We start from the raw sequence: 21,460 nt of genomic DNA, 5'->3' as shown, positions 1-21,460 counted from the left end.
TTATCCCTCCGTTATCCTGTCAAAGGCGCGGGCGGTCAGCCCGGACTGTATCTCGTAGATGCTGCCCGCCACTGGCGGAGGTGGCAGCGGAATTCGGACCGGCACAGGTGCCAGTCTTGGCGTGATCGTGGGCTGACCGCACAGCATCCGGCTGTTGTAGTCATCGAGACTGTCGAAACGGGTCATTGACCCCATGACGGGAAAGGCGTCGGCGGCCATGATCTCGTAGAACAGCATGCGCCGGTCCCGGGTCGAACGGTTGAGCGCGGAGCCATGCACTGCCCGTGCGTGGTGGATAGAGATCGAGCCCGCCGGTCCCGTCAGTGTCACCGCGTCACGCGCGTCGAGACCGCAGGCTGCAAGGTCCATCGCGCCGACAAAGTGGCCACCGGCATGATGGTCGTGGATCGGGCCTTGGTGGCTGCCGGGAAAGACCATGAGCGGGCCGTTGTCCGCGGCCATGTCGTCGATCAGAACACCCACGGCCAGCACGTCGTCATTGGTATGCGGGTAAAAGGCCCAGTCCTGATGCCATTCGACCGCCGCGCCAAAACCTGCCGACTTCATATTGAGCTTGGTGGTATGCAGGCGCAGGTCGGGTCCGATCAGGTCGCGCACTGGGGCAAGAATCGTATCGGAATAGAGCAGATCCCGCATCACCGGGCTGATTTTGTGGGGCAGCTTGATGCGGCGCAGGCGCGGTGCGTCGGGGCGGTGGCTGTCCTCCAGATCAAGCCGGTCGTTCGAGGATGTCATACCGCGCGCCTCGTCCGTGAACCGGGCAATCTCGGCGCGGATCGCGGCGATGACCGGCGGCGGCACCTGGTTTTCCAACACGATATAGCCGGTGTCGCGATAGTGGGCGATCTGTGCAGGCGACAGGACTTCGGGCATCAGGCGATCTCCTTGGGTCGGAGCGGATCCAGCAATGCTGCCAGCGCGGGGTCGGTGGCATGGCCTGACAGCGCGGCGAAACTGCCGATAGCCATGAAGCGGAAAAGGTCGAAGCCGGTCAGGCAGATGAGGCCGGAAGTTGCAGCGTTTTGCAAAAACGGTGTTTCGACGGGTGTGTAAACTGCGTCAAAGGCCCATTCCTGCTTGCCGATCCAGCTCGGTGCAAAGGCGCTGCGCGTGTCCGTCCCCATTCCGAGAGCCGTGGCGTTGACCAATCCATGTGCCCCGCGCGCAGTGTGCTCTGCCGCATTCATGGCGACCGCGCGTGCAGGAGGGTCGAGCAACTTGGCCAGCGCCGCTGCACGGCCCGGTACCGGGTCCCAGAGCGCGATGTCCTCGGCTCCCAGCGCGATCAGGGCACCGCCAAGCGCTCCGGCAACGCCGCCCGCGCCCGCCATGGCGACACGACCTGGGCTGCGGGTGCCGAACCTGTTGCGCCAGGCGCCGAGGAAACCGGTAAAATCGGTGTTGTGGCCGGAAAAGTCCGGACTGAAGGTCAGGAGGTTGCAGGCCCCCAGCCGCGCAACCTCGGATCGCATCGCTTCACCAGCCCAAAGGGCCGCCTCGGGTTTGAACGGATGGGTGACGGAAACGCCGCTCCAGCCAGTGTCGCGACAGCGTGAAAGGGCTGTAGGTAGATCGAAATCCGGCAAACCTTCGGTGTCGATCAGGGTGTAATCGACTGTCAGACCATATTCCTGCCCCAGAAGGGCGAGCGCCGCACCAAACCGCGAGCGGGACAGACCCGCCCCGATCAGGCCGCAGCGCAGGGCGGTCATTGTCGGACCCCGGCGGGCAGGGTGGCATCCTCGACCCTGAGGGTGACGTCAAGCGCGCGCAGCCCGTCCTCAGCACTGACCCGGGGTTCGGCGCGGCCTGCGATCACCTCGGCAAAATGCTCCAGTTGCCGGATCAATGGCACACCCTCGGCGACGTCGAGCACTTGGGGTTCAGGTCTGTCATGCCAGCTTTGCGCTCCGCTCCATGTGGTCAGCGAAGGAAACTCGATCGCGCCGCGCGTGCAGGCGATGCGCAGGCTGTCCTGCGCGGTGTAGGGGATGGCAGGGCTCTCGCCGGTTCCGGCCTCGAACCCCCATGGCGTCGGCGTGGTGTCGGCAAAAGCGATGGTGACGATCACACCCGAGGCAAAGCGCAGCACCGCGCCGCCGTGCTCGGTGCGCGCAGCACCCCGGACGGGGTTGCCGCCAAGACCCACGACGTCCTTGACCGGGCCGAAAAGCCAGCACAAAGTGTCGACATCGTGGATCAGGTTCTGCTTGACGGGGGCACCGTTCATGCCCGCGCGCCAGCCAATGTCGAAGTAATCGTCGGGCTTGCGCATATACCACATGAGCGAAGCCCCCACAGGCTGGCCGAGCTGGCCGCTGGCGATTACCTCTTTCAGCTTTTCCACGCGCGGGTGGTGGCGGCGATGATGGCCCACCAGCACCTTGCGGCCGGTTTCGCGGGCGGTGTCGATGATGGATTGCGCGGCTTCGCGCGTCTCGGCCAATGGCTTCTCGACCAGCACATCCCAGCCCCTGCGCATGGCCGCGATGGCAAGTGGCGCATGGGTTTCGGTGGGAGTTGCGATGACCAGCCCACCGGCCTCTGTATCGACCGCGTCGATATCCGCCCAGCCCGGCGCGGTCGCATGCGCGCGGCGGGTTGGGTCGGGGTCGATGATCCCGGCCAGGGTCAGGTCCGGATGGGCCTCGATATGTGCCATGTGCCGGTGGCCGATCAGACCGGTGCCTGCGATAAGTAGACGGGTCACATCACCGCTCCGATTTGCCAGGGGACGAATTCGTAGTCGCCCAGACCCTGCGCCTCTGACTTGGACATCTCGCCCGAGGCCACGCGCAGAAACATCTCGTAGATCTCGCGCCCCTTGCTTTCGACCGTGGCCGCGCCCGACAGGATCAGGCCAGTGTCGACGTCCATATCCTCGGGCATTCGTTCGTAGAGCGAGCTGTTGGTGGCAACCTTGATGGTGGGTGCGGGTTTCGAGCCAAAGGCCGAGCCGCGCCCTGTGGTGAAACAGACAAGGTTGCAGCCGCCCGCGATCTGGCCGGTGACGCTGGCCGGGTCGTAGCCGGGGCTATCCATAAAGGTGAAGCCACGCGCGGTTACGGGCTCGGCATACTTGTAGACACCGGTCAGCGGCGTGGTGCCGCCTTTGGCGGCCGCCCCCAGCGATTTTTCCAGGATCGTGGTCAGCCCGCCCTTCTTGTTGCCGGGGCTGGGATTGTTGTCCATCGAGCCGCGATTGCGGGCGGTGTAATCCTCCCACCAGCGGATCAGACCCACTAGCTTCTCACCTGTTGCGCGATCGGCGGCGCGCCGTGTCAGCAGATGTTCCGCTCCATAGATTTCAGGCGTTTCCGCCAGCACCCCGGTGCCGCCCTGTGCCACCAGCAGGTCACAGGCATAGCCCAGCGCCGGATTGGCGGTGATGCCCGACCAGGCGTCCGATCCACCGCATTGCAGCGCAACCTTCAGTTCGGACGCAGGGCAGGGGGTGCGTTGGGCCATATTGGCGATGGGCAGCATGGCGCGGACCTTCTCTATGCCGGTTTCGATGGTACGGCGCAGGCCGGCCACGTTCTGGATGTTCATGGTCTGAAACAGCGGCCCCTGCTTCAGACCATAGGCCTCGAGCAGCCAGTCGATCTGGTTCATCTCGCAACCGAGGCCCACCATCAGCACACCTGCATGATTGGGGTGGCGCGCATAGCCCCACATAACCCTTTGCAGCGCCTCGAATCCGTCACCGGAGCCTGCCATGCCACAGCCGGTGCCGTGGACGAAGGCCACGACACCATCGACATTTGGATAGGCGGCCAGTTCCTCGGGGCCGAATGCGTCGGCGATGCGCCGGGCGGCGGTGGCCGAGCAGTTCACCGAGGTCACCACGGCGATATAGTTACGGGTGCCGGCCGAGCCGTTCTCGCGCCGGTATCCCATGAAAGTGTCGGGTTCGTCCGCCGGAGATACGGGGCGCAAGTCGGTGCCATATTCATACGCCACATCCGTGTTGCGGAACTCCACGTTGTGGGTGTGAACATGATCGCCTGGCGCGATATCGGTCGCGGCATAACCGATCAGCTGCGCGTATTTGCGCACCTCGGCGCCCTTCGGCATCGGGGACATGGCGACCTTGTGGCCCGTAGGGATCTGCGTGAGAACAGTGATCCCTTCGATCTGGGTACCGGCCTCCAGCGGGCGGGTGGCGGTAACGACCGTGTCAGAGGGATCAAGGCGGACATAGGGCTTCATTTGGAACTGCTCTTTCAGGCGCAGAGCGGGCTGTCGCCCTGCCAGCGGTGGATTTGGATATGTGGTTCGGTGGCCAGCCGCGCGCGCGCGTCCACCCACATTTGCCGCCAGCGCCGCCAATCGCGCAGTTCGGTGTGGGGTTCACTACGGCTGCGGGCGACGAATGCGGGGAAATGGCTGCGCCCCGTGGGCTGGCCGCTGCGAGCGTAGCGCAGGTCAAAGCTCCAACGGATGCCGTCGGTGAGATTGGGCAGCGAGGCATGCGGGATCAGCGGGTCGAGCACCACGATGCCGTCCGCCCGCACCGGAACGGGCAGCGCTTGTTCAGGGTCGATCAACCCCGGCGCGATGGTGGTCTGGCGCATCGGGCAATGGGTGAGCATCCGATCAGCGGCGCGCGGCAGCACCTGAAGACAGCCGTTTTCGGGCGTCGCATCCGTGACCGCGATCCAGACCGTGACCATGTCGGTCTGGTCCGCCTCGACATGGGCCACGGCGCGGTCCTGGTGCCAGTCCGTGCCGCCCACATGGGCGCGTAACTCGTCGCGGGCCAGGTCACGGGCGGGCGGCTTGATGCGCACGTGCTGGATCGGGCAGGAGGTGATCTCGGGTCCGATCAGCGCCTCGACCAGGTCCAGCAGGCGCGGCGCGGTGACCATGTCGAACACCGCCGGGCCAAAATGCATGGGCGTATCTGTGCGGATCCGGTCGCCGGGCAACGAGATGTCCATTGGCTGGAACCAGTCGAGCCCCAGCGCATAGGTCGCCTTGATCTGCTCGGCAAAGTCCAACCCACCGAACTGTTGTGTCAGCTGCCATTCCTCCAACAACGTGTCCATGATCGCCTGATATTCGGCGCGCACCGGGTCCAGCACCCCTGGCCCCAACACGTTCTCCACGATCAGGTACCCGTTGCGGCGGAACTTGGCGATTTCACCGGCGCTCAACATCCCGCAACCCCCTAGAGCAGAAGCTCGACGATCGGCGGCCAGATGAGCAGCACGCTCAGCGCCAGGATCTGAATGCCGATGAAGGGCAGGAACCCCTTGAAGATGTCGGTCAGCGAGATATGCGGCGGAGCCACCGATTTCAGGTAAAACGCGGCTGGGCCAAAGGGCGGTGACAGGAAACTGACCTGCATGTTCATACAGAACAGCACTCCGAACCAGATCGACACGTTACGCGGATTGAGTTCGCCGATCAGGCCGATCTCCTCGACCGGCAGGCGTTGTACAATGGGCAGGAATACCGGGATGATCAGCAGCACGATACCGACCCAGTCCATGAAGGCGCCCATGAAGAGCAGGATCAGCATCATGACAAGCAGGATCAGCATGCTGGGCATCTCGGAGCCCACGATCATGTCGGCCACAAAGCGGGGGCCGCCGGCGATTGTGTAAGCGCCAGCCAATGCCGCCGCCCCAATGGTGACCCAGATGATGGTGCCCGTCGACTTCAACGTGCGCATCAGGCTTTCCCAGACCAGGTCGAACGAGGCTTCTCCCCGGAAGATCGCCAGCACCAGTACCGCCAGCGCGCCCATACCGGCAGCCTCGGTGATGCCGGTAATGCCGCCATAGATCGAGCCGAGCACCACGCCGATCACCACGATGGGGGGTACCAGGCCTTTGCCCATCGCCCAGCCGGTCGCGGTGCGGGAGCGACCGAAGACGAGAAAGATCAGCACCAGCATCAGCACAGCGGTACCGCCGAACCAGGGCAGGTAGTCGGCGGTGCCATAGGTGATCGGATCGCCCGTCTGGACGGCGTTCTGGCCAGAGAGTTCAAAGAACAGCGCCCGCAGGAACAATGCGGTCGAAAAGCCGGCGATCAGTACCGACAGGAACGCGCCGAACAGCATGGATTTCTCCAGTCCCTGCGGTTCGCCCGGGACGGGGTCGGGCAGGGGCGCATGGTCGGGGTTCAGTTGAGTGCGGATGATGATGTAGAGGATGATGAGCGAGGCCAGCATGAAACCGGGGATAAAGGCCGCAGTGAACAGCGCCTTGATCGAGGTTTCGGTAATCAGCCCGTAGATGATCAGCACGATCGAGGGCGGGATCATGGTGCCCAGCGAACCCGAGGCGCAGATCGTGCCGATGGCAAGGTTTTGGTTATAGCCGAGCCGCAGCATCTGCGGCAGCGCGATCAGGCCCAACAGCACCACCTCACCGCCGATGATACCGGACATCGCGGCCATGATCACGGCCATGATCGAGGTGACGATGGCGATGCCGCCGCGGGTGCGGTTCAGCCAGACGTTCAGGCTGTCATACATCGATTTGGCGATGCCCGACCGTTCCAGCAGTGCCGCCATGAAGATGAAGAGCGGGATGGATATGAGCACGTAATCCGTTAACAGCCCGTATATTTTCTGGGCCAGAATATTGAGTGGACCAGAGCCGGGGCGGCCAGTGAGAATGCCGTCGCCAAAGGTCCAGGGTGCCCAGAGAAGCTCCGGCTCGAACTTCATCACCAGTACCAGCACCGCAAGGATGGCCGAGGCCATGCCAAGTGGCATGCCGATGGCAAGCAACACGATCAGGCCCATCATGAGGACCAGCGAAATGGTTCCGATATCCATTAGTTGTTCCCCACCTGGCGTTTTAGGGCCTCAAGCTCTTCGGCGTCGATATCGTCGGCGGCAGTGTGAATGACCGCTTCGGTATTCCAGTCGCTGACGAGGTTGATGATGGCCTGCACTGCTACCAGGACGACCACCACCAGCACCATCGGCTTGATCGTGGCGGGTATCGGTGGATCGAACGCTGTGCCGAAGGTTTCCCAACGGTAGAGTTTGTCCAGCGCCTCGCCATAGCCCCCGTAGACAAGGAAAAAGGCAAAGGTCACGATCAGCACGGTCGATACCGTGTCACAGACCCGTTGCAAGGATCGGGGCAACATGTCGTAAAGCAGGAATATGCGGATATGGCTGCGCTGCTGCATCGCATAAAGACCGGCGCAGAGGAACACGAATCCCGCAAGCCAGAGCGACAGCTCGTTGGCCCAGAGGGTGGCCGCGTTCAGCACATACCGAACGAAGACCTCGTAAAGCATGACGCAACAGAGCACCACGATCAGCATCATGGTGACGCGGCCAATAAAGACCGACAGCCGGTCGAGCGGGCCCCAAGCCTCGAACTCCATCGGCGCGCGCCGCACGGTGAGAACGCCAGCGACAAGCGTCACCGGCAGTAATAGCAGGGCCAGCCAGTCGAAAATGTCGGCGAACCCGTCGAACAGGCCGGGCATGTTGGGCGTGACATCGTTGCGTTTGAAAAGGGCGCTCAGCTTGTCGAACTGCGATGGGTCCTGCGGTGGCAGGAAGTCCAGAATGAAGGCGGGCAGATGCCAGGCCAGCCAGCCCGCGCAGACGATGAACGCCAAGGGTACCAGCCATTCCACGAGACTGCCGGATCGTTGCTGCATCCGAACCTCCGCGATTGAGATTTTCTGGGATGACCGGCGGGACCCGGTACGCGGCGGGCAGGGGCGGGGTCAAAAGACCCCGCCCGCAAGCGTTATTGCTGCACCAGACCCAATTGGGTCAGATAGGCAAGGTGGCTGTCTACCAGTGCCTTGGCTTCCGGCGTGTCGGCGAATTCCGGCCAGGTGGCCTGTGCCGCGTTGCGGAACTTTTGCAGCTCGTCCGGTGCCCATTCGCTCAGCGTCACGCCATCGGCGCGCAGTTTCGCGGCCGCTTCGGCGTTGGCCTTTTCAAAGGTCAGCGCGGTGCGCAGCGCCAGGGCCTCCATCGCGACCTTCATGATCTTCTGGTGATGCGCGGGCATAGCGTCGAAGACTGTCTTGTTGCAGGCCAGATGGTCGGACGGCATCGAGTGGAAGCCCGGGAAGTTGGCGTATTTCACGATGTCGTAAAGACCAAGACCGACGTTGTTGGCCAGGCCCGACGCATCGGCGCCATCGATGATCCCGGTCTCAAGCGCGGTGAAGATCTCGGTAAAGTCCATCACGATCGGCTTGGCGCCCAGTTTCTCGAATATCTTGGTCTCCATGCCCGGGGGCGAGCGGAATTTCCAGTCCTTGAAGTCGTCGACCTTGGTGATGGGTTTCGACGAGGCAAAGCTCTCCTGTCCGTAAACCCACCAGCCGATCAGCTCCATTCCGTACTTGTTGTAGAGCGGTGCCGCTGCTTCGAGACCGCCGCCGAAATACAGCCAGCTGAGCTGCTGATAGGGGGTCGAATAGCCGCCCATGATGTCGCCGACGAACTGGAAAGCCGAGTTCTTGCCAGTCTGATAACCGCCGCCGGTCATGTCGCAGTCGAGAATGCCGGTGGCTGCCGCGTCGAATGTCTCGACCGATTTCACCACCGAAGACGAGTAGAACATCTCGACTTCGATCTCACCGTTGGACATGGCCTGGATGTCTTCGACATAGCGGGCCGCCAGTTTGCCCGACACCGTTTCCGGCGCATAGTGGGTCTGGATGCGCAGCTTGGTCGTATCGGCCGATGCAGCACCCGCGAACAGCGCCAAGGTACTGGCGGCCACGGCCGCCATGCGAATGAGTTTCATGTTTCTCCTCCCGTTGCACGAATAGACCCCACCGGGCGCGTTTTTTGTCTTCGCCGAGGGGTGTCGCACCGCAAAGCCTAGCAATCGTGCGCCCTCATGCCAACAGTAATTTCGGAAATCTAAAAAATTTTGAAAATCCTTGAAACTTCCAATAATGCGGCGCATCATGATTTGAGGTTGCAAACGGGCCGGGACAGGGCGCGCAGATGCAGTTAGATACAGCCGAACGACACACAAACGGATCCGGGGCATCCGGCATGAATCAGAAAATGAAGATAGAAACGGCTGATATTTACGATGATCTGCATCGCAAGCTGATGACGGCGGTCATCAAGCCGGGCGAGCGCCTCAAACCCGCGGACCTTCAGGGATTATATGGAGTTTCCGCCAATACGGTGCGTGATGTTCTCATGCGGCTGTTGCCCACTGGATTGGTCGAGTTCGAGGAGCAGCGCGGATTTCGGGCCTCGCCATCCTCGTCCGAGCGGCGCAGTGACGTGACACGGTTCCGAATCCTGCTGGAGCATGAGGGCGCCGAGTTGTCCATTCGTCTGGGCGGGCTGGAGTGGGAAGCGTCGCTGTCTGCGGCCCATCACAAGCTGAGCCATATCGAAAGTCAGATTGCCCATGTCACGGACGTGTCGCCCTATATGGATGTCTGGTCAGATGCCGAGATCGGGTTTCACACGACGCTTATCGCAGCCTGTGGGTCTCCCATCCTGATGGAGACCTATGCTCGGATCTATACGCTGTTCCGGCAGCAGGTCGTCGGCGCCGAGCGGGATTTTGGAGCCAACTACTTCGAGGCCATCATCCGAGAGCACAAGGCCATCGTTGACGCGGCGCTGGCCCGGGACGTCAATCGCTGCAAGGCCGCCATCGTCGATCACTTGGCCAGATCGCTCTAGCCCCGATGCAGATCGTCCTCCAGATAGATGCGGATGATCTCGGCAAAGTCGCTTTCAGCGGCAAATCCCAGTTTCCGGGCGCGTGCGGCGTCAAAGTCGCGTGGCCAGCCCTGGACGATGCGCTGCACTGTTTCGTCCGGTTCCGATCGGATCAGAGACACAACATTGTTTCCAGCGATGGCGCGAAGAGCTTCGATCTGCTCGGCTACGGTGCAGGAGACACCCGGCATGCTGAGCGCGCGGCGGTCTTGCAACCGGCCCAGATCCATGGTGGAGGCATGGCGCAGGAAGCCTACGGCCGACCGTGGCGATGCGTGCCAGTGGCGCACTGTGTCGGGCACGGGCAGGATCGCTTCCAGCCCATTCAACGGTTCGCGGATGATGCCCGAGAAAAAGGACGAGGCGGCCTTGTTCGCCTTGCCGGGGCGCACGCAAATGGTCGGCAACCTGATCGAGATCCCATCGACGTACCCCTTGCGCGAGAAATCGGTCAGCATCAGCTCGTTGCAGGCCTTCTGCGCGCCATAGGACGTCAGTGGCGCACTAAGGAACTCGTCGCCGATCTTGTCGGGGTAGGGGCCGCCAAATACCGCGATGGACGAGGTAAAGACGAAGCGGGGGCGATAGCTGCCGCCCGAGGCAAGGTGTTCGGCGCGCAGAGCTTCGAGCAGGGTCCAGAAGCTTTGCATATTGGTGAGCCAGCCCAGCTCGAAGTCCGCCTCGGCCTCGCCCGAAACGATGGAGGCGAGGTGAAAGATCACCTCTGGCCGCGCGGCGGCCAGGCGGCGCATGGCCAGCGGGTCGGTGACGGACCCGCGAATCTGCTGCCCCGGCGCACCGGTTTCGGGGAAACCGATATCGAACAGGGTGACGGGCGCGCCTTCATGCCCGGTCAGGCCGTGATCGGCAAGAGAATGGGCCAGTTTCTGCCCGACCATTCCCCCGCCACCAAGGATCAGAATACTCATCTGCCGGTCTCCAACTGGTTGAGGTCACAAAGCTCCATGAACAGAGCGGAGTGGTCAAGTTCTCCACCGACCATCTTGTCGGCCAGCCGGACAAAGCGCCGCCGGGTTTCCTGGGTCGCGGGCAGGGTCAGACCCAGGCTTGCGGCCTCGCCCAGTACATTGTCGAGATCCTTGATCTGGAGCCGGGTAAGCCCGCCCGGCGCGAAGTCACGCGCGCTCATGCGGGCACCGTGTTGTTGCAGGATCGTGCTGTCGGCAAATCCGCCTTTCAGCGCATCGCGCACCGCCGCCGGATCGGCGCCGCCGCGTTCCAAGAGCAGCATCGCCTCGGCCACGGCGGAAATTGTGATGGCGACCACCGCCTGGTTGGCAAGCTTGGCCAATTGGCCAGATCCGCCGGGGCCGACCAGCACCGGGCGGCCCATCGCCTCCAGCACCGGGCGGGCGCAGTCGAAGGTCTCCGCCGCGCCGCCCGCCATGATGGCCAGCGTGCCTGCCTCGGCCCCGAGTGTTCCGCCCGAGACGGGCGCGTCCAGATGTGCGACGCCCAGCGTTGCAAGGTCACGCGCATGGGCGCGGGATTCCTCTGGCTTGGCCGAGGACATGTCGACCCAGGTCGAGCCGGGGGACAGCGCCTGGCGTAGGGCGGGGTCCGACAGGATCGCCTCGGTCGCGGGTCCATCGGCAAGCATCGAGATCACCATCTCGGCCCCGACCACAGCCCGATCGGGCGAAGCGGCGACGGTTGCACCGTCTGCCGCCAGTGCCTCGGCCTTGGCGGCGGTGCGGTTCCACACGGTGACGATATGGCCCGCCTTGAGCAGGTTGCGCACCATATGCGCGCCCATCAGACCGGTGCCCAGGAACCCTATCTGCATCTCTCATTCTCCCCTACAGCGACGCGGTGATGCCGCCATCGACAAACAGTGTGTGGCCGTTGACGAAGCTGGCGGCGTCCGAGGACAGGAAGACCGCCGCGCCGACCAGTTCCTCGACATTGCCCCAGCGGCCCGCAGGGGTGCGTTTGGCCAGCCATTCGGAAAAGGCCGGATCATCGACCAGCGCCTGATTGAGCGGGGTCTTGAAATATCCGGGCGCGATGGCGTTGACCTGAAGGCCGTGTTTCGCCCAGTCGGTCGCCATGCCGCGCGTCAGGTTGCGGATTGCACCCTTGGTGGCGGTATAGGGAGCAATACCGGGGCGGGCGAGTTCGCTTTGCACCGATGCGATGTTGACGATACGCCCACGCCCCCGTGCGATCATGGGACGGGCAACCGCCTGGCCGACCAGAAAGGCGCTTTTGACATTGGTGGAGAACAGGGCATCCCATCGCTCTTCGGGAAAATCCTCGAGCGGCGCGCGGTGCTGCATCCCGGCGTTGTTGATCAGGATGTCGAGCGGGGCCTGTGTTTCGATCTGCGCGATGGCGGTGGTCACAGAGTCGTTATCGGTGACGTCAAAGGCGGCGGTCGCCACCTCATTCCCTTCGGCGCGCAGGGTTTCGGCGGCCTCGTGCAGCCGCGCCGCATTGCGCGCGTTCAGCACGACCGAGGCGCCATGCTGCGCCAGCCCGCGCGCCAATGCCAGGCCGATGCCCATGCTGGAGCCCGTGATCAAGGCCCGGCGACCCGTGAGGTCGAACAATCCGCTCATTCCGTTTCCTCCCCTGCTCGGGGTCACTCTAGGAGCGTGTTTGCGGAAACACTAGTCCGCCCGTCGCCGACCGGACGGGCAAGGGAGTATCTGCAATGAGAGCCGTCGTCTTGCATGCCCCGCGCGACCTGCGGGTGGAAACCCGCACCGCGCCGGACCCAACCGAGGGGATGGTTCAGGTGCGTATCGAGGCCGGCGGCATCTGCGGGTCGGACCTGCATTACTACCAGCACGGCGGGTTCGGCACTGTGCGGATGATCGAGCCGATGATCCTGGGCCACGAGGTAGCGGGCCGGGTCCTGTCGACCCCAGGCGACAGCGGCTTGGAGGAGGGCGATCTGGTCGCGGTCTCGCCCAGCCGCAATTGCGGCATCTGTCAGTATTGCCGCGCGGGGCTGGAGATGCATTGCGAAAATATGCGGTTCTATGGCTCGGCGATGCCGGTACCGCATATCCAGGGCGCGTTCCGAGACGTGATCCTAGCGCGGCCCGACCAGTGCCACAAGCTGCCCAAGCATCTGCCCGGGACCCACGCCGCCTGCGCCGAACCGTTGGCAGTGGTCTTGCATGCGCTGGAGCGCGCCGGTCCGCTGGAGGGGCGGCGCGTGCTGGTCACCGGCTGCGGCCCGATTGGCGCGCTGGTGCTGCTGGCGGCGAAGGCGGCGGGAGCGGCCGAGGTGGTGGTCACCGATGTGATGGCGGTGGCGCTGGAGCGGGCCCGCACGATGGGCGCGGATCGGGCGCTGGATGCCATGCGAACCGGCTGGAACGCCGAGTTTACCAAGGGCAAGGGTTGTTTTGACGTGATGTTCGAGGCGACCGGCGTTGCCAGCGCCTTCAACGACGGATTGGCCTGCCTACGCCCGCGCGGGGTGATGGTGATGCTGGGTCTCGGCGGCGAGATCGGTTTCAACCGGAACCTGGCCATCGCCCGCGAAATCGACCTGCGCGGCTCGTTCCGGTTCCATCATGCCTTTGGCGACGCGGTCGCGGCCATCGCCAGTGGCCGGATCGACGTGACACCGATCCTCAGCGGCAGCTTTCCATTGTCCAAGGCGCGTGAAGCCTTTGACCTGGCGGGCGACCGCACCCAATCAATGAAAGTGCATCTGGATTTTTCGACATGACACAACGACTAGCTGGTAAAATGGCGCTGGTGACGGCCGCCGGACAGGGGATCGGACGGGCTACGGCGCTGGCTATGGCCGCCGAAGGCGCCAAGGTGTTGGCCACCGATATCAACGCCGAGATGCTTGCCGCGCTGAAATCGGACGCGACGGGAGATCTGGAGGTCACAGGCCTTGACGTGCGCGACAACGCGCGGGTGGCAGAGGTTGTCAGAGGAGCGAACCCCGACATCCTGTTCAACGGCGCGGGCTTCGTGCATCACGGCACCATCCTGGATGCCACGGACGAGGAATGGGATTTCGCCTTTGACCTCAACGTGCGGTCGATGTTCCGCACGATGAGGGCGGCGCTGCCTGGGATGCTGGCACGTGGCAACGGGTCCATCATCAACATGTCCTCGGCGGCCTCGTCGATCATCGGGGCACCGAACCGCTTTGTCTATGGCGCCACCAAGGCGGCGGTGATTGGCATGACCAAGGCTGTGGCCAAGGATTACATCACTCAAGGGGTGCGCTGTAACGCGATCTGCCCGGGCACGGTGGAAAGCCCCTCGTTGCACGACCGGCTGCGCGCCACGGGTGACTATGAGGCGGCGATGAAAGCTTTTGTTGCGCGCCAGCCCATGGGCCGGATCGGCAAGGCCGAGGAGATTGCCGCGCTTGCGGTCTATCTCGCCTCGGATGAAAGTGCGTTTACGACGGGGCAGGCGCATATCATCGACGGCGGCTGGGCCGGCTGAACGGGGAGGGGAAAACATGACAAAACGGCGTCTGCGTTCGCAATTCTGGTTCGACAACCCGGACAATCGCGAGATGACCGCGCTCTATCTCGAGCGCTATCTGAACTATGGATTGACGCGGGAGGAGTTGCAGTCGGGCAAGCCGATCATCGCCATCGCGCAAACCGGATCCGATCTGAGCCCCTGCAATCGGCACCATGTGGAACTGTCCAAGCGGGTGCGCGACGGGATCATCTCGGCGGGTGGCACGGTGATCGAGGTGCCGGTGCACCCGATCCAGGAGACTGGCAAGCGGCCGACCGCGATGCTGGATCGCAACCTGGCCTATCTGAGCCTGGTGGAAACGCTGTTCGGCTATCCGCTGGACGGGGTGGTGCTCAACATCGGCTGTGACAAGACCACACCGGCGCTGTTGATGGCGGCGGCGACGGTGAACATTCCGGCCATCGCCTTTTCCGTCGGACCGATGCTGAACGGCTGGTTCAGGGGCGAACGCACCGGGTCGGGCACCATTGTCTGGAAGGCGCGCGAGTTGCTGGCGGCGGGCGAGATCGACGATGCGGGGTTCATGGAGCTGGTAGCCTCTTCGGCGCCTTCGGTGGGGTACTGCAACACGATGGGAACCGCAAGCACGATGAACAGTCTGGCCGAGGCGTTGGGCATGCAACTACCCGGATCAGCTGCAATCCCCGCGCCCTATCGCGAGCGCGGGCAGATGGCCTATGAGACCGGGCGGCGGATCGTCGAGATGGTCCACGAGGACTTGAAACCGTCCGATATCATGACCAGGGCGGCTTTCGAAAACGCAATCGTGGTAAACTCGGCCATTGGCGGGTCGACCAACGCGCCGATTCACCTGAACGGCATCGCCCGGCATTTGGGGGTAGCGCTCGACAATGACGACTGGCAAAGGCTGGGGCACAAGGTACCGCTGCTGGTCAACCTTCAGCCCGCGGGTGAGTACCTGGCCGAGGATTATCACCGAGCGGGCGGTGTGCCGGCGGTGGTGGGTGAATTGCTGGCCGAGGGGATGCTGCCGCATCCCGCTGCCGTAACGGTGAACGGGCGGGGCATCGGCGAGAATTGCGAGGGCCGCCGCAGCGAGAACCCGGCGGTGATCAAATCGGTTGCCCAGCCAATGAAACACGGCGCGGGATTCATCAACCTCAAGGGCAATCTATTCGACAGCGCGATCATGAAGACCAGCGTGATCAGCCCGGAGTTCCAGCAGCGGTATCTGGATAACCCCGACGACCCCAACGCCTTCGAGGGGCGGGCCATCGTATTCGACGGGCCCGAGGATTTTCATGCCCGCATCGACGACGAAGCCCTTGGCATTGACGCCCATTGCATCCTGATCATGCGCGGATCAGGCCCCATCGGATATCCCGGCGGGGCCGAGGTGGTGAACATGCGGCCGCCCTCCTACCTGCTGAAACAGGGGATCCACGCGCTGCCCTGCATCGGCGATGGGCGGCAGTCGGGCACCTCTGGATCTCCCTCGATCCTCAATGCCTCGCCCGAAGCGGCCGAAGGCGGGGGGCTGGCGCTGGTGCGTACCGGCGACATGCTTCGGATCGACCTCAACGCCTGCACCGCCAACATGCTGGTCAGCGACGAGGAACTGGTCGCGCGCCGTGCCGCGCTGCCCGACCATCCCTTTACCCCGCCCAGCCAGTCGCCCTGGCAGGAGATTTTCCGCGAGCGGGTACGACCGTTCTCGGAGGGGATGACATTGCGCGGGGCCGACGCCTATCGCGACATCGGAAACAGCGCGCTGCCGCGCGACAATCACTGAGAAGGACGAGATGACATGAAACTTCTGCGATACGGGGCTGTCGGCGCCGAAAAGCCGGGTCTGCTGGACGCCGACGGAAACATCCGGGACCTGAGCGCGCATGTAGCCGACATCAGTGGTGCGATGCTGGACGATGTGAGCCTGGACCGTCTACGTGCGCTTGATACGAGCAGCCTCCCATTGGTATCTGGAAACCCGCGCCTAGGCGCCTGTGTCACCGGGTTTACCAAGTTCATGTGCATTGGGCTCAACTATTCCGATCACGCCGACGAGATGAACCTGCCATACCCCGAGCATCCTGTCCTTTTCATGAAGGCCAATTCGGCCGTTGTAGGACCGAATGACGATGTGGTGATGCCGCGCGGCTCGACCACGACCGACTGGGAGTGCGAACTGGGCGTGGTGATCGGCAAGGCCGCAAAGTACGTCAGCGAAGAAGATGCGCTGGATCATGTCGCGGGCTATTGCATCTGCAATGATGTGTCCGAGCGGACCTTTCAGAACAAGCTGAGTGGGCAATGGACCAAGGGCAAAAGCTGCGACACCTTCGGGCCTACCGGACCCTGGCTGGTGACCCGTGACGAGATCGCCGATCCGCAGGCGCTGGGCATGTCACTGGAGGTGAACGGCAAACGGATGCAGACCGGCAGTACCGCCACGATGATCTTTACCGTGCGCCAGATCGTTTCGCATCTGAGCCAGCTTTTCACCCTGCATCCGGGTGATGTGATTTCGACCGGGACACCGCCGGGCGTGGGCGGTGGCATGAAGCCGCCGACATTCCTGAAAGCGAGCGACGTGATGGAGTTGCGGATCGACGGCCTGGGTATCCAGCGGCAGGAGGTACGGGCCGATGACTAAACCGCACCTGCTCCAGATCGGCAATGTAACCGAGCGGATGCGCGCCCGGTTCGAGGCCGAGTTCGAGATCACCCGACTATTCGACACCCCCGAGGCCGAGCGCGCGGCGATGCTGGCAGCGCGCGGCGCCGAGTTTGTGGCCGTCGCGACGGACGGGCACTGGGGTGTTCCGCCCTATGTCATGCAGGCACTGCCGAACCTTAAGGTGGTCTCCTCCTATGGCGTCGGCTATGACGCCATCGACGCAACCGGGGCGGCGGCGCGGGGTATTCTCGTTTCGCACACGCCCGATGTGCTGAACGATGAGGTAGCCGATACCGCCATCCTGCTGTGGCTGGCAGTCTACCGGCGGCTGGTGCCGGCCGACCGCTGGGTGCGCAAGGGTGCGTGGGAGGAAAAGGGCGCCTTTCCGTTGACTCGCTCGGTCAAGGGAACAACTGTGGGCATCGTCGGCCTTGGCCGCATCGGGCAGACCATCGCCGACCGGGTACAGGCCTTCGGTGCGAAGGTGGCTTATCACAGCCGTACCCCGAAACCGGTGGACTATCCCTATTTCGACAATCTCGAAGCGATGGCGGCAGAATGCGATGCGCTGATCTGCATCACCCCGGGCGGACCCGGCACGCGCCATATCGTCAATGCGACAGTCCTTTCCGCGTTGGGTCCCGAGGGCGTGCTGATCAATGTCTCGCGCGGCTCGGTCGTGGACGAACCTGCGCTGGTTGCTGCATTGGAAAGCGGTGCGCTGGGCGGGGCGGGGTTGGATGTGTTCGAAGCTGAACCCAAGGTACCCGATGCGCTGAAACGGATGGAGAACGTGGTGCTGACGCCGCATGTCGGCTCGGCCACGGTGGAAACGCGGCAGGCGATGGGCGACCTCACCTGTGACAACCTCTCGCAATTTCTTAAGGATGGCACCGTCGTGACCCCGGTGCCGGAGTGTCGTGGGCTATGAGCCGCATCGTCTCGGTCGAGCCGCGCCTGTTTCATGTACCTTTGGACGAGGTGCTGGTGGACGCCAAGCATGGCGACCACACGCATTTCGAACTGGTAACAGCGACGGTGACGCTTGACGATGGCGCGACCGGCACCGGATATACCTATACTGGCGGCAAGGGCGGTCACGCGATCCATGCGATGATCACCCATGACCTTGCGCCGTTCCTTCGCGGGCAGGCCGCGGAGCCGGTCGAGGCGCTTTATGAGGCGATGCAATGGCATGTGCATTATGTCGCGCGGGGCGGCATCGCCAGCTTCGCGATCTCGGTGGTCGACATCGCCTTTTGGGACCTGCGCGGGAAAACCCTTGGCAAATCACTTGTGAGGATGGCGGGCGGCGCATCAGACCGTTGCCGCGCCTATTGCGGCGGGATCGATCTGGGCTTCGACCAGCCTAAACTGTTGGACAGCATTCGCGGTTACCTTGAAGCCGGGTTCAACGGGGTCAAGATCAAGATCGGGCAACCCACGCTGGACGAGGACCTGAAGCGGATCGCCGCCGTGCGCGCGCTGATTGGCCCGGATATCGCGTTCGCCGTTGATGCCAATTACTCGATGTCCGAGGCGCAGGCGACCGAGGCGGCACAGGCTTTTGCACCGTTCGACCTGCTGTGGTTCGAGGAGCCGATGATCCCCGACGATTATGACGCCTATGGTCGCCTGGCAATGGTCAGTCCGGTCAAGTTGGCGATGGGCGAGAACCTGCACACGATTCACGAGTTCGAATATGCCGTGGATCGGGCTGGGTTGTCGTTCCTGCAACCCGATGCGTCGAATTGCGGCGGTATCACCGGCTGGTTGCAAGTGGCCGCGCTAGCACGCAAGGCGGGCTTGCCGATCTGTTCGCACGGGATGCAGGAACTGCATGTCAGCCTTGTTTCGGCGCAACCGCATGCCGGTCTGATCGAGGTGCATTCCTTTCCGATTGATCGCTACACCAAACGCCCGCTTCGGGTGGAAAACCATATGGCGCTGGCCCCGGACGAACCGGGCATCGGTGTCATCTTCGATTGGGACCGGCTGACCCCGTACCGCGTCGCATGACGTTTTGCAGAGAGGAAAGGTAGCATCCATGATCCCCAACGCAGTCAAACAGGCCTGGTCCGAGGGCCGCCCCACGCTCAACGGCTGGCTTGGCATCGGCAATCCGTTCACCGCCGAGATCATGGCCGCGGCTGGGTTCGACAGCCTGACCATCGACCTGCAACACGGTTTCCTCGACTATTCCGACGCCAAGGCGATGTTGCAGGCGATGCGCGCCAGCGGGGTGACGCCGATTGCGCGCGCGCCATGGCGCGAGCCGGGGATCATCATGAAACTGCTCGATGCCGGGGCCTATGGCATCATCTGCCCGATGGTCAACACCGCCGAAGAGGCGGCCGACCTGGTGGCGATGGTGCGCTACCCGCCGCGCGGCAACCGCAGCTTTGGCCCGACGCGGGTGAGTTTCTCGGCCGGGGCGAACTACCCCGCCGAAGCGAATGACCAGGTGATGGTGTTGGCGATGATCGAAACTGGCGAGGCCTTTGCCAATGTGGATGCGATCTGTGCCACGCCGGGGCTGGACGGTATCTATATCGGTCCGTCCGACCTGACGTTGGGTGTAACGAATGGCCGGTTGCCTGCGGGCGTGGACCGGACCGAGCCCGAGATGATCGAGACGATCAAGGCCATCCAAGCGGCAGCCAAGCGCGCGGGCATCGCGGCAGGGCTGCATTGCGGGACCCCGGCCTATGCGGCGCAGGCGGTTGGCTGGGGATTTGACATGGTAACGATTGCTGCCGACTCGGCGCTGCTGGCGTCGGGCTCGCGCGGAGCCGTTACCGAGGCGCGCGCGTTGTTGGGCAGCGGTGCCGGTGCGGGTTCCGGCGACAAGCCCAGCGGCTACTGACGGAGGCGAATATGGCCAAGCTGAAACGCTTGTTGATCACCGGCGCCGCGGGGGCGTTGGGAACTCAGGCCCGCAGCCATCTGGCGGACCTGGCTGAGGAGATCCGGCTGAGCGACATGGTGCCGGTAGCGGGAGTGAACGGGAACGAGGAGTTCATTCAGTCCGACCTGGGCGATGCCGCCGCCGTGCGGGACTTGGTCGATGGTTGCGACGCGGTAGCCCATTTCGGCGGTGTGAGCACCGAGAAGACGTTCGAACTGATCGAGCGCGGCAATATCCGGGGGGTCTACAACCTCTACGAGGCGGCACGGGTCACGGGAAAACCGCGGATATTCTTTGCCTCGTCCAACCACACGATCGGATTCTACCGCACCGACGAACGGCTTGATGCCTTTACCCCGCCGATGGCGGACGGGCTCTATGGGGCCTCAAAGGTGTATGGCGAGCAACTGGCGCTGGTCTATTGGAAGAAATTCGGCATCGAAACAGCGCGAGTTCGGATCGGATCTTGCTTCCCCAAACCACGCAATCGGCGGATGCTGTCCACCTGGCTCAGCTATCGCGATCTGTTCTCGCTGGTCGAGCGGTGTTTCATCGTGCCGCGGCTTGGCTGTCCGGTGATTTATGGTGTGTCGCAAACACGCTCTGGCTGGTGGGATAACTCCCACGTCGGGTATCTGGGATGGGAGCCGCTGGATACGTCCGAGACTTGGCGGGAAGAGCTGGAAACATCCGAACCGCAGGGGCCGGTCGATGCGCCAGACGCGCTGTATCAGGGCGGCGGGTTCACCGCCGAGCCAATTCACCAGGAATGACGGGTCAGGCCTTGCGCGAAAACGGGTCAGGCGGCGTGTTCAGCCGCAAATGCCGCATGAAGGCGCGGGCAGGGCGGGTCATTGGCCGGGTTTCAGACACCAGGAAATAGCTGCGGTATTCCAGATCCGAGGCAAAGGGCACGAAGGCCAGATCCCCGGCGCGATAATGGTAGATTGGGAAAGGGTTGATCACTGTCAGTCCCACGCCTTCTCTGGCCAAATCGGCTGCGGCGAAAGAGGTCGAGACCTCGGCCACGATGCGTGGCGTGGCGCGGGCCTGGTGCAGCAGACGCTCCATCTGGCCACGTCGCACATGGCGCCGGGTTAGGGCGATCATGTTCTGGCCATGCAGGTCAATGGGCTTGATCTTGTCGCGACCTGCCAGCGGATGATCGGGCGGCATAGCGCAGACTGCGCCCGACACCCGATAGGGCATGGTCTTGACCCCGGCGCGACTCTGCTCGACACCGCTAATGCCCAGGTCAAAGCGGTCGTCCAGAATACCGCGTGTCACCTCGTCCGAGGTGTTGACCTCGAAACTGACGAAAAACGCCGGATTCATGTCCAGGAAACTGCTGATCTGTGCCACCAAGAAACGGTGCGCATATGAGGGCGGGGCGATCAGGCGCAGCGTCTCGCGCACCGGTTCGGTCTGCCCGTCGATCCGGTCGAGCGCCTCGAACAGCGGGTCGAGGCGCAGGTTCAGCCGCACCGCTTCTTGCGTCGGGCGCAGCCGACCCGCCTCGCGTTCGAACAGCGGGCTGCCCAGCCGGTTTTCCAGGCTGGCGATCGAACGGCTGACCGCCGATTGCGACAGGCCCAGCTGATGCGCGGCGCCGGTGGTAGTGCCGGTCTGCATCAGCGCGCGCAGGGCGAAATACTCGGGCAGCGAGTGCCAGGTCTTGGGCTTGGCCATGGGGCGGTCTCAG

21 protein-coding genes and 1 pseudogene are annotated in these 21,460 nt (G+C 63.5%); 10 read left to right on the top strand and 12 right to left on the bottom strand.

Features of this window, described 5'->3' with window-relative positions; translation table 11 throughout:
- From OEZ49_RS20725 to OEZ49_RS20690, 8 genes are all read right to left on the bottom strand, one after another.
- Positions 1-894 (bottom strand): phytanoyl-CoA dioxygenase family protein, encoded by an 894-nt coding sequence (locus OEZ49_RS20725; protein ID WP_263390071.1) that lies wholly within the window; start codon positions 892-894, stop codon positions 1-3.
- Positions 894-1,733: a shikimate dehydrogenase family protein gene (locus OEZ49_RS20720; RefSeq protein WP_263390070.1), complete on the bottom strand. Its 840-nt coding sequence runs from the start codon at positions 1,731-1,733 to the stop codon at positions 894-896. Before OEZ49_RS20720 ends, OEZ49_RS20725 begins: the two co-directional genes overlap by 1 nt.
- Positions 1,730-2,731: a Gfo/Idh/MocA family protein gene (locus tag OEZ49_RS20715; protein WP_263390069.1), complete on the bottom strand. Its 1,002-nt coding sequence runs from the start codon at positions 2,729-2,731 to the stop codon at positions 1,730-1,732. Before OEZ49_RS20715 ends, OEZ49_RS20720 begins: the two co-directional genes overlap by 4 nt.
- On the bottom strand, positions 2,728-4,233 hold the full coding sequence (locus OEZ49_RS20710) for a UxaA family hydrolase (protein WP_263390068.1): 1,506 nt from the start codon (positions 4,231-4,233) through the stop codon (positions 2,728-2,730). The genes OEZ49_RS20715 and OEZ49_RS20710 overlap by 4 nt, the downstream gene beginning before the upstream one ends.
- A 14-nt stretch (positions 4,234-4,247) precedes the next feature.
- Positions 4,248-5,183 carry a phytanoyl-CoA dioxygenase family protein gene (locus OEZ49_RS20705; RefSeq protein ID WP_263390067.1) on the bottom strand — a complete coding sequence of 312 codons (936 nt, stop codon included), beginning with the start codon at positions 5,181-5,183 and terminating at the stop codon, positions 4,248-4,250.
- 11 nt (positions 5,184-5,194) lie between these two features.
- Positions 5,195-6,817 (bottom strand): TRAP transporter large permease, encoded by a 1,623-nt coding sequence (locus OEZ49_RS20700; RefSeq protein WP_263390066.1) that lies wholly within the window; start codon positions 6,815-6,817, stop codon positions 5,195-5,197.
- Complete coding sequence (locus tag OEZ49_RS20695; protein WP_263390065.1) at positions 6,817-7,662, bottom strand: TRAP transporter small permease subunit; 846 nt, start codon at positions 7,660-7,662, stop codon at positions 6,817-6,819. The genes OEZ49_RS20700 and OEZ49_RS20695 overlap by 1 nt, the downstream gene beginning before the upstream one ends.
- A 92-nt stretch (positions 7,663-7,754) precedes the next feature.
- The gene (locus OEZ49_RS20690; RefSeq protein ID WP_164126947.1) at positions 7,755-8,771 is read right to left on the bottom strand and encodes a TRAP transporter substrate-binding protein; all 1,017 of its coding nucleotides are present in this window, start codon (positions 8,769-8,771) and stop codon (positions 7,755-7,757) included.
- 269 nt (positions 8,772-9,040) lie between these two features.
- Here OEZ49_RS20690 and OEZ49_RS20685 point away from each other — a divergent pair, with 269 nt between their 5' ends.
- Positions 9,041-9,679, top strand: a complete 639-nt coding sequence (locus OEZ49_RS20685) for a GntR family transcriptional regulator (protein WP_263390064.1) — start codon at positions 9,041-9,043, stop codon at positions 9,677-9,679.
- On the opposite strand, the gene denD is transcribed toward OEZ49_RS20685, so the two are convergent.
- Genes denD through OEZ49_RS20670 form a run of 3 tightly spaced genes read right to left on the bottom strand, consistent with a single transcriptional unit; the run spans position 9,676 to position 12,300 of the window.
- Positions 9,676-10,647 (bottom strand): D-erythronate dehydrogenase, encoded by a 972-nt coding sequence (gene denD, locus OEZ49_RS20680; RefSeq protein WP_263390063.1) that lies wholly within the window; start codon positions 10,645-10,647, stop codon positions 9,676-9,678. The genes OEZ49_RS20685 and denD overlap by 4 nt on opposite strands.
- Positions 10,644-11,525, bottom strand: coding sequence for an NAD(P)-dependent oxidoreductase (locus OEZ49_RS20675; protein ID WP_263390062.1), 882 nt, complete (start codon positions 11,523-11,525; stop codon positions 10,644-10,646). Before OEZ49_RS20675 ends, denD begins: the two co-directional genes overlap by 4 nt.
- A gap of 13 nt (positions 11,526-11,538) precedes the next feature.
- A complete protein-coding gene (locus tag OEZ49_RS20670; RefSeq protein WP_263390061.1) occupies positions 11,539-12,300 on the bottom strand; it encodes an SDR family oxidoreductase in 762 nt (253 codons plus the stop codon).
- A gap of 95 nt (positions 12,301-12,395) precedes the next feature.
- Here OEZ49_RS20670 and OEZ49_RS23100 point away from each other — a divergent pair.
- The 9 genes and pseudogenes from OEZ49_RS23100 to OEZ49_RS20630 form a co-directional block, all read left to right on the top strand.
- Positions 12,396-12,803: pseudogene (locus OEZ49_RS23100) on the top strand (alcohol dehydrogenase catalytic domain-containing protein); the annotation flags it as partial.
- A 48-nt stretch (positions 12,804-12,851) separates the two neighbouring features.
- Complete coding sequence (locus OEZ49_RS23095) at positions 12,852-13,427, top strand: zinc-binding dehydrogenase (RefSeq protein WP_397545690.1); 576 nt, start codon at positions 12,852-12,854, stop codon at positions 13,425-13,427.
- Positions 13,424-14,167 (top strand): SDR family oxidoreductase, encoded by a 744-nt coding sequence (locus OEZ49_RS20660; protein ID WP_263390059.1) that lies wholly within the window; start codon positions 13,424-13,426, stop codon positions 14,165-14,167. The genes OEZ49_RS23095 and OEZ49_RS20660 overlap by 4 nt, the downstream gene beginning before the upstream one ends.
- 16 nt (positions 14,168-14,183) lie before the next feature.
- Positions 14,184-15,965 carry an IlvD/Edd family dehydratase gene (locus OEZ49_RS20655; protein ID WP_263390058.1) on the top strand — a complete coding sequence of 594 codons (1,782 nt, stop codon included), beginning with the start codon at positions 14,184-14,186 and terminating at the stop codon, positions 15,963-15,965.
- A 15-nt stretch (positions 15,966-15,980) separates the two neighbouring features.
- Complete coding sequence (locus OEZ49_RS20650) at positions 15,981-16,826, top strand: fumarylacetoacetate hydrolase family protein (RefSeq protein ID WP_263390057.1); 846 nt, start codon at positions 15,981-15,983, stop codon at positions 16,824-16,826.
- A complete protein-coding gene (locus OEZ49_RS20645) occupies positions 16,819-17,781 on the top strand; it encodes a 2-hydroxyacid dehydrogenase (protein ID WP_263390056.1) in 963 nt (320 codons plus the stop codon). Before OEZ49_RS20650 ends, OEZ49_RS20645 begins: the two co-directional genes overlap by 8 nt.
- Positions 17,778-18,869, top strand: coding sequence for a mandelate racemase/muconate lactonizing enzyme family protein (locus tag OEZ49_RS20640; RefSeq protein ID WP_263390055.1), 1,092 nt, complete (start codon positions 17,778-17,780; stop codon positions 18,867-18,869). The genes OEZ49_RS20645 and OEZ49_RS20640 overlap by 4 nt, the downstream gene beginning before the upstream one ends.
- A 28-nt stretch (positions 18,870-18,897) precedes the next feature.
- Entirely contained in the window at positions 18,898-19,716 is an 819-nt protein-coding gene (locus tag OEZ49_RS20635; protein WP_263390054.1) for an HpcH/HpaI aldolase family protein, read from the top strand.
- An 11-nt stretch (positions 19,717-19,727) separates the two neighbouring features.
- Positions 19,728-20,531: an NAD-dependent epimerase/dehydratase family protein gene (locus tag OEZ49_RS20630; RefSeq protein WP_263390053.1), complete on the top strand. Its 804-nt coding sequence runs from the start codon at positions 19,728-19,730 to the stop codon at positions 20,529-20,531.
- Between the two features lie 4 nt (positions 20,532-20,535).
- On the opposite strand, the gene OEZ49_RS20625 is transcribed toward OEZ49_RS20630, so the two are convergent.
- On the bottom strand, positions 20,536-21,447 hold the full coding sequence (locus tag OEZ49_RS20625; RefSeq protein ID WP_263390052.1) for a LysR substrate-binding domain-containing protein: 912 nt from the start codon (positions 21,445-21,447) through the stop codon (positions 20,536-20,538).
- Positions 21,448-21,460 lie beyond the last annotated feature (13 nt).

It is taken from the genome of Ruegeria marisflavi (assembly GCF_025673445.1).
GTDB classification, from domain to species: Bacteria; Pseudomonadota; Alphaproteobacteria; order Rhodobacterales; family Rhodobacteraceae; genus Ruegeria_B; species Ruegeria_B marisflavi.
The sequence above is the reverse complement of the archived record's forward strand: the minus strand, read 5'-3'. Positions and strand labels throughout refer to the sequence as shown.

Coding starts and splice junctions, on each gene's coding strand:
- OEZ49_RS20725 (WP_263390071.1), bottom strand. CDS start 894: ATGCCCGAAGTCCTGTCGCCTGCACAGATCGCCCACTATCGCGACACC.
- OEZ49_RS20720 (WP_263390070.1), bottom strand. CDS start 1,733: ATGACCGCCCTGCGCTGCGGCCTGATCGGGGCGGGTCTGTCCCGCTCG.
- OEZ49_RS20710 (WP_263390068.1), bottom strand. CDS start 4,233: ATGAAGCCCTATGTCCGCCTTGATCCCTCTGACACGGTCGTTACCGCC.
- OEZ49_RS20705 (WP_263390067.1), bottom strand. CDS start 5,183: ATGTTGAGCGCCGGTGAAATCGCCAAGTTCCGCCGCAACGGGTACCTG.
- OEZ49_RS20700 (WP_263390066.1), bottom strand. CDS start 6,817: ATGGATATCGGAACCATTTCGCTGGTCCTCATGATGGGCCTGATCGTG.
- OEZ49_RS20695 (WP_263390065.1), bottom strand. CDS start 7,662: ATGCAGCAACGATCCGGCAGTCTCGTGGAATGGCTGGTACCCTTGGCG.
- OEZ49_RS20690 (WP_164126947.1), bottom strand. CDS start 8,771: ATGAAACTCATTCGCATGGCGGCCGTGGCCGCCAGTACCTTGGCGCTG.
- OEZ49_RS20685 (WP_263390064.1), top strand. CDS start 9,041: ATGAAGATAGAAACGGCTGATATTTACGATGATCTGCATCGCAAGCTG.
- denD (WP_263390063.1), bottom strand. CDS start 10,647: ATGAGTATTCTGATCCTTGGTGGCGGGGGAATGGTCGGGCAGAAACTG.
- OEZ49_RS20675 (WP_263390062.1), bottom strand. CDS start 11,525: ATGCAGATAGGGTTCCTGGGCACCGGTCTGATGGGCGCGCATATGGTG.
- OEZ49_RS20670 (WP_263390061.1), bottom strand. CDS start 12,300: ATGAGCGGATTGTTCGACCTCACGGGTCGCCGGGCCTTGATCACGGGC.
- OEZ49_RS20660 (WP_263390059.1), top strand. CDS start 13,424: ATGACACAACGACTAGCTGGTAAAATGGCGCTGGTGACGGCCGCCGGA.
- OEZ49_RS20655 (WP_263390058.1), top strand. CDS start 14,184: ATGACAAAACGGCGTCTGCGTTCGCAATTCTGGTTCGACAACCCGGAC.
- OEZ49_RS20650 (WP_263390057.1), top strand. CDS start 15,981: ATGAAACTTCTGCGATACGGGGCTGTCGGCGCCGAAAAGCCGGGTCTG.
- OEZ49_RS20645 (WP_263390056.1), top strand. CDS start 16,819: ATGACTAAACCGCACCTGCTCCAGATCGGCAATGTAACCGAGCGGATG.
- OEZ49_RS20640 (WP_263390055.1), top strand. CDS start 17,778: ATGAGCCGCATCGTCTCGGTCGAGCCGCGCCTGTTTCATGTACCTTTG.
- OEZ49_RS20635 (WP_263390054.1), top strand. CDS start 18,898: ATGATCCCCAACGCAGTCAAACAGGCCTGGTCCGAGGGCCGCCCCACG.
- OEZ49_RS20630 (WP_263390053.1), top strand. CDS start 19,728: ATGGCCAAGCTGAAACGCTTGTTGATCACCGGCGCCGCGGGGGCGTTG.
- OEZ49_RS20625 (WP_263390052.1), bottom strand. CDS start 21,447: ATGGCCAAGCCCAAGACCTGGCACTCGCTGCCCGAGTATTTCGCCCTG.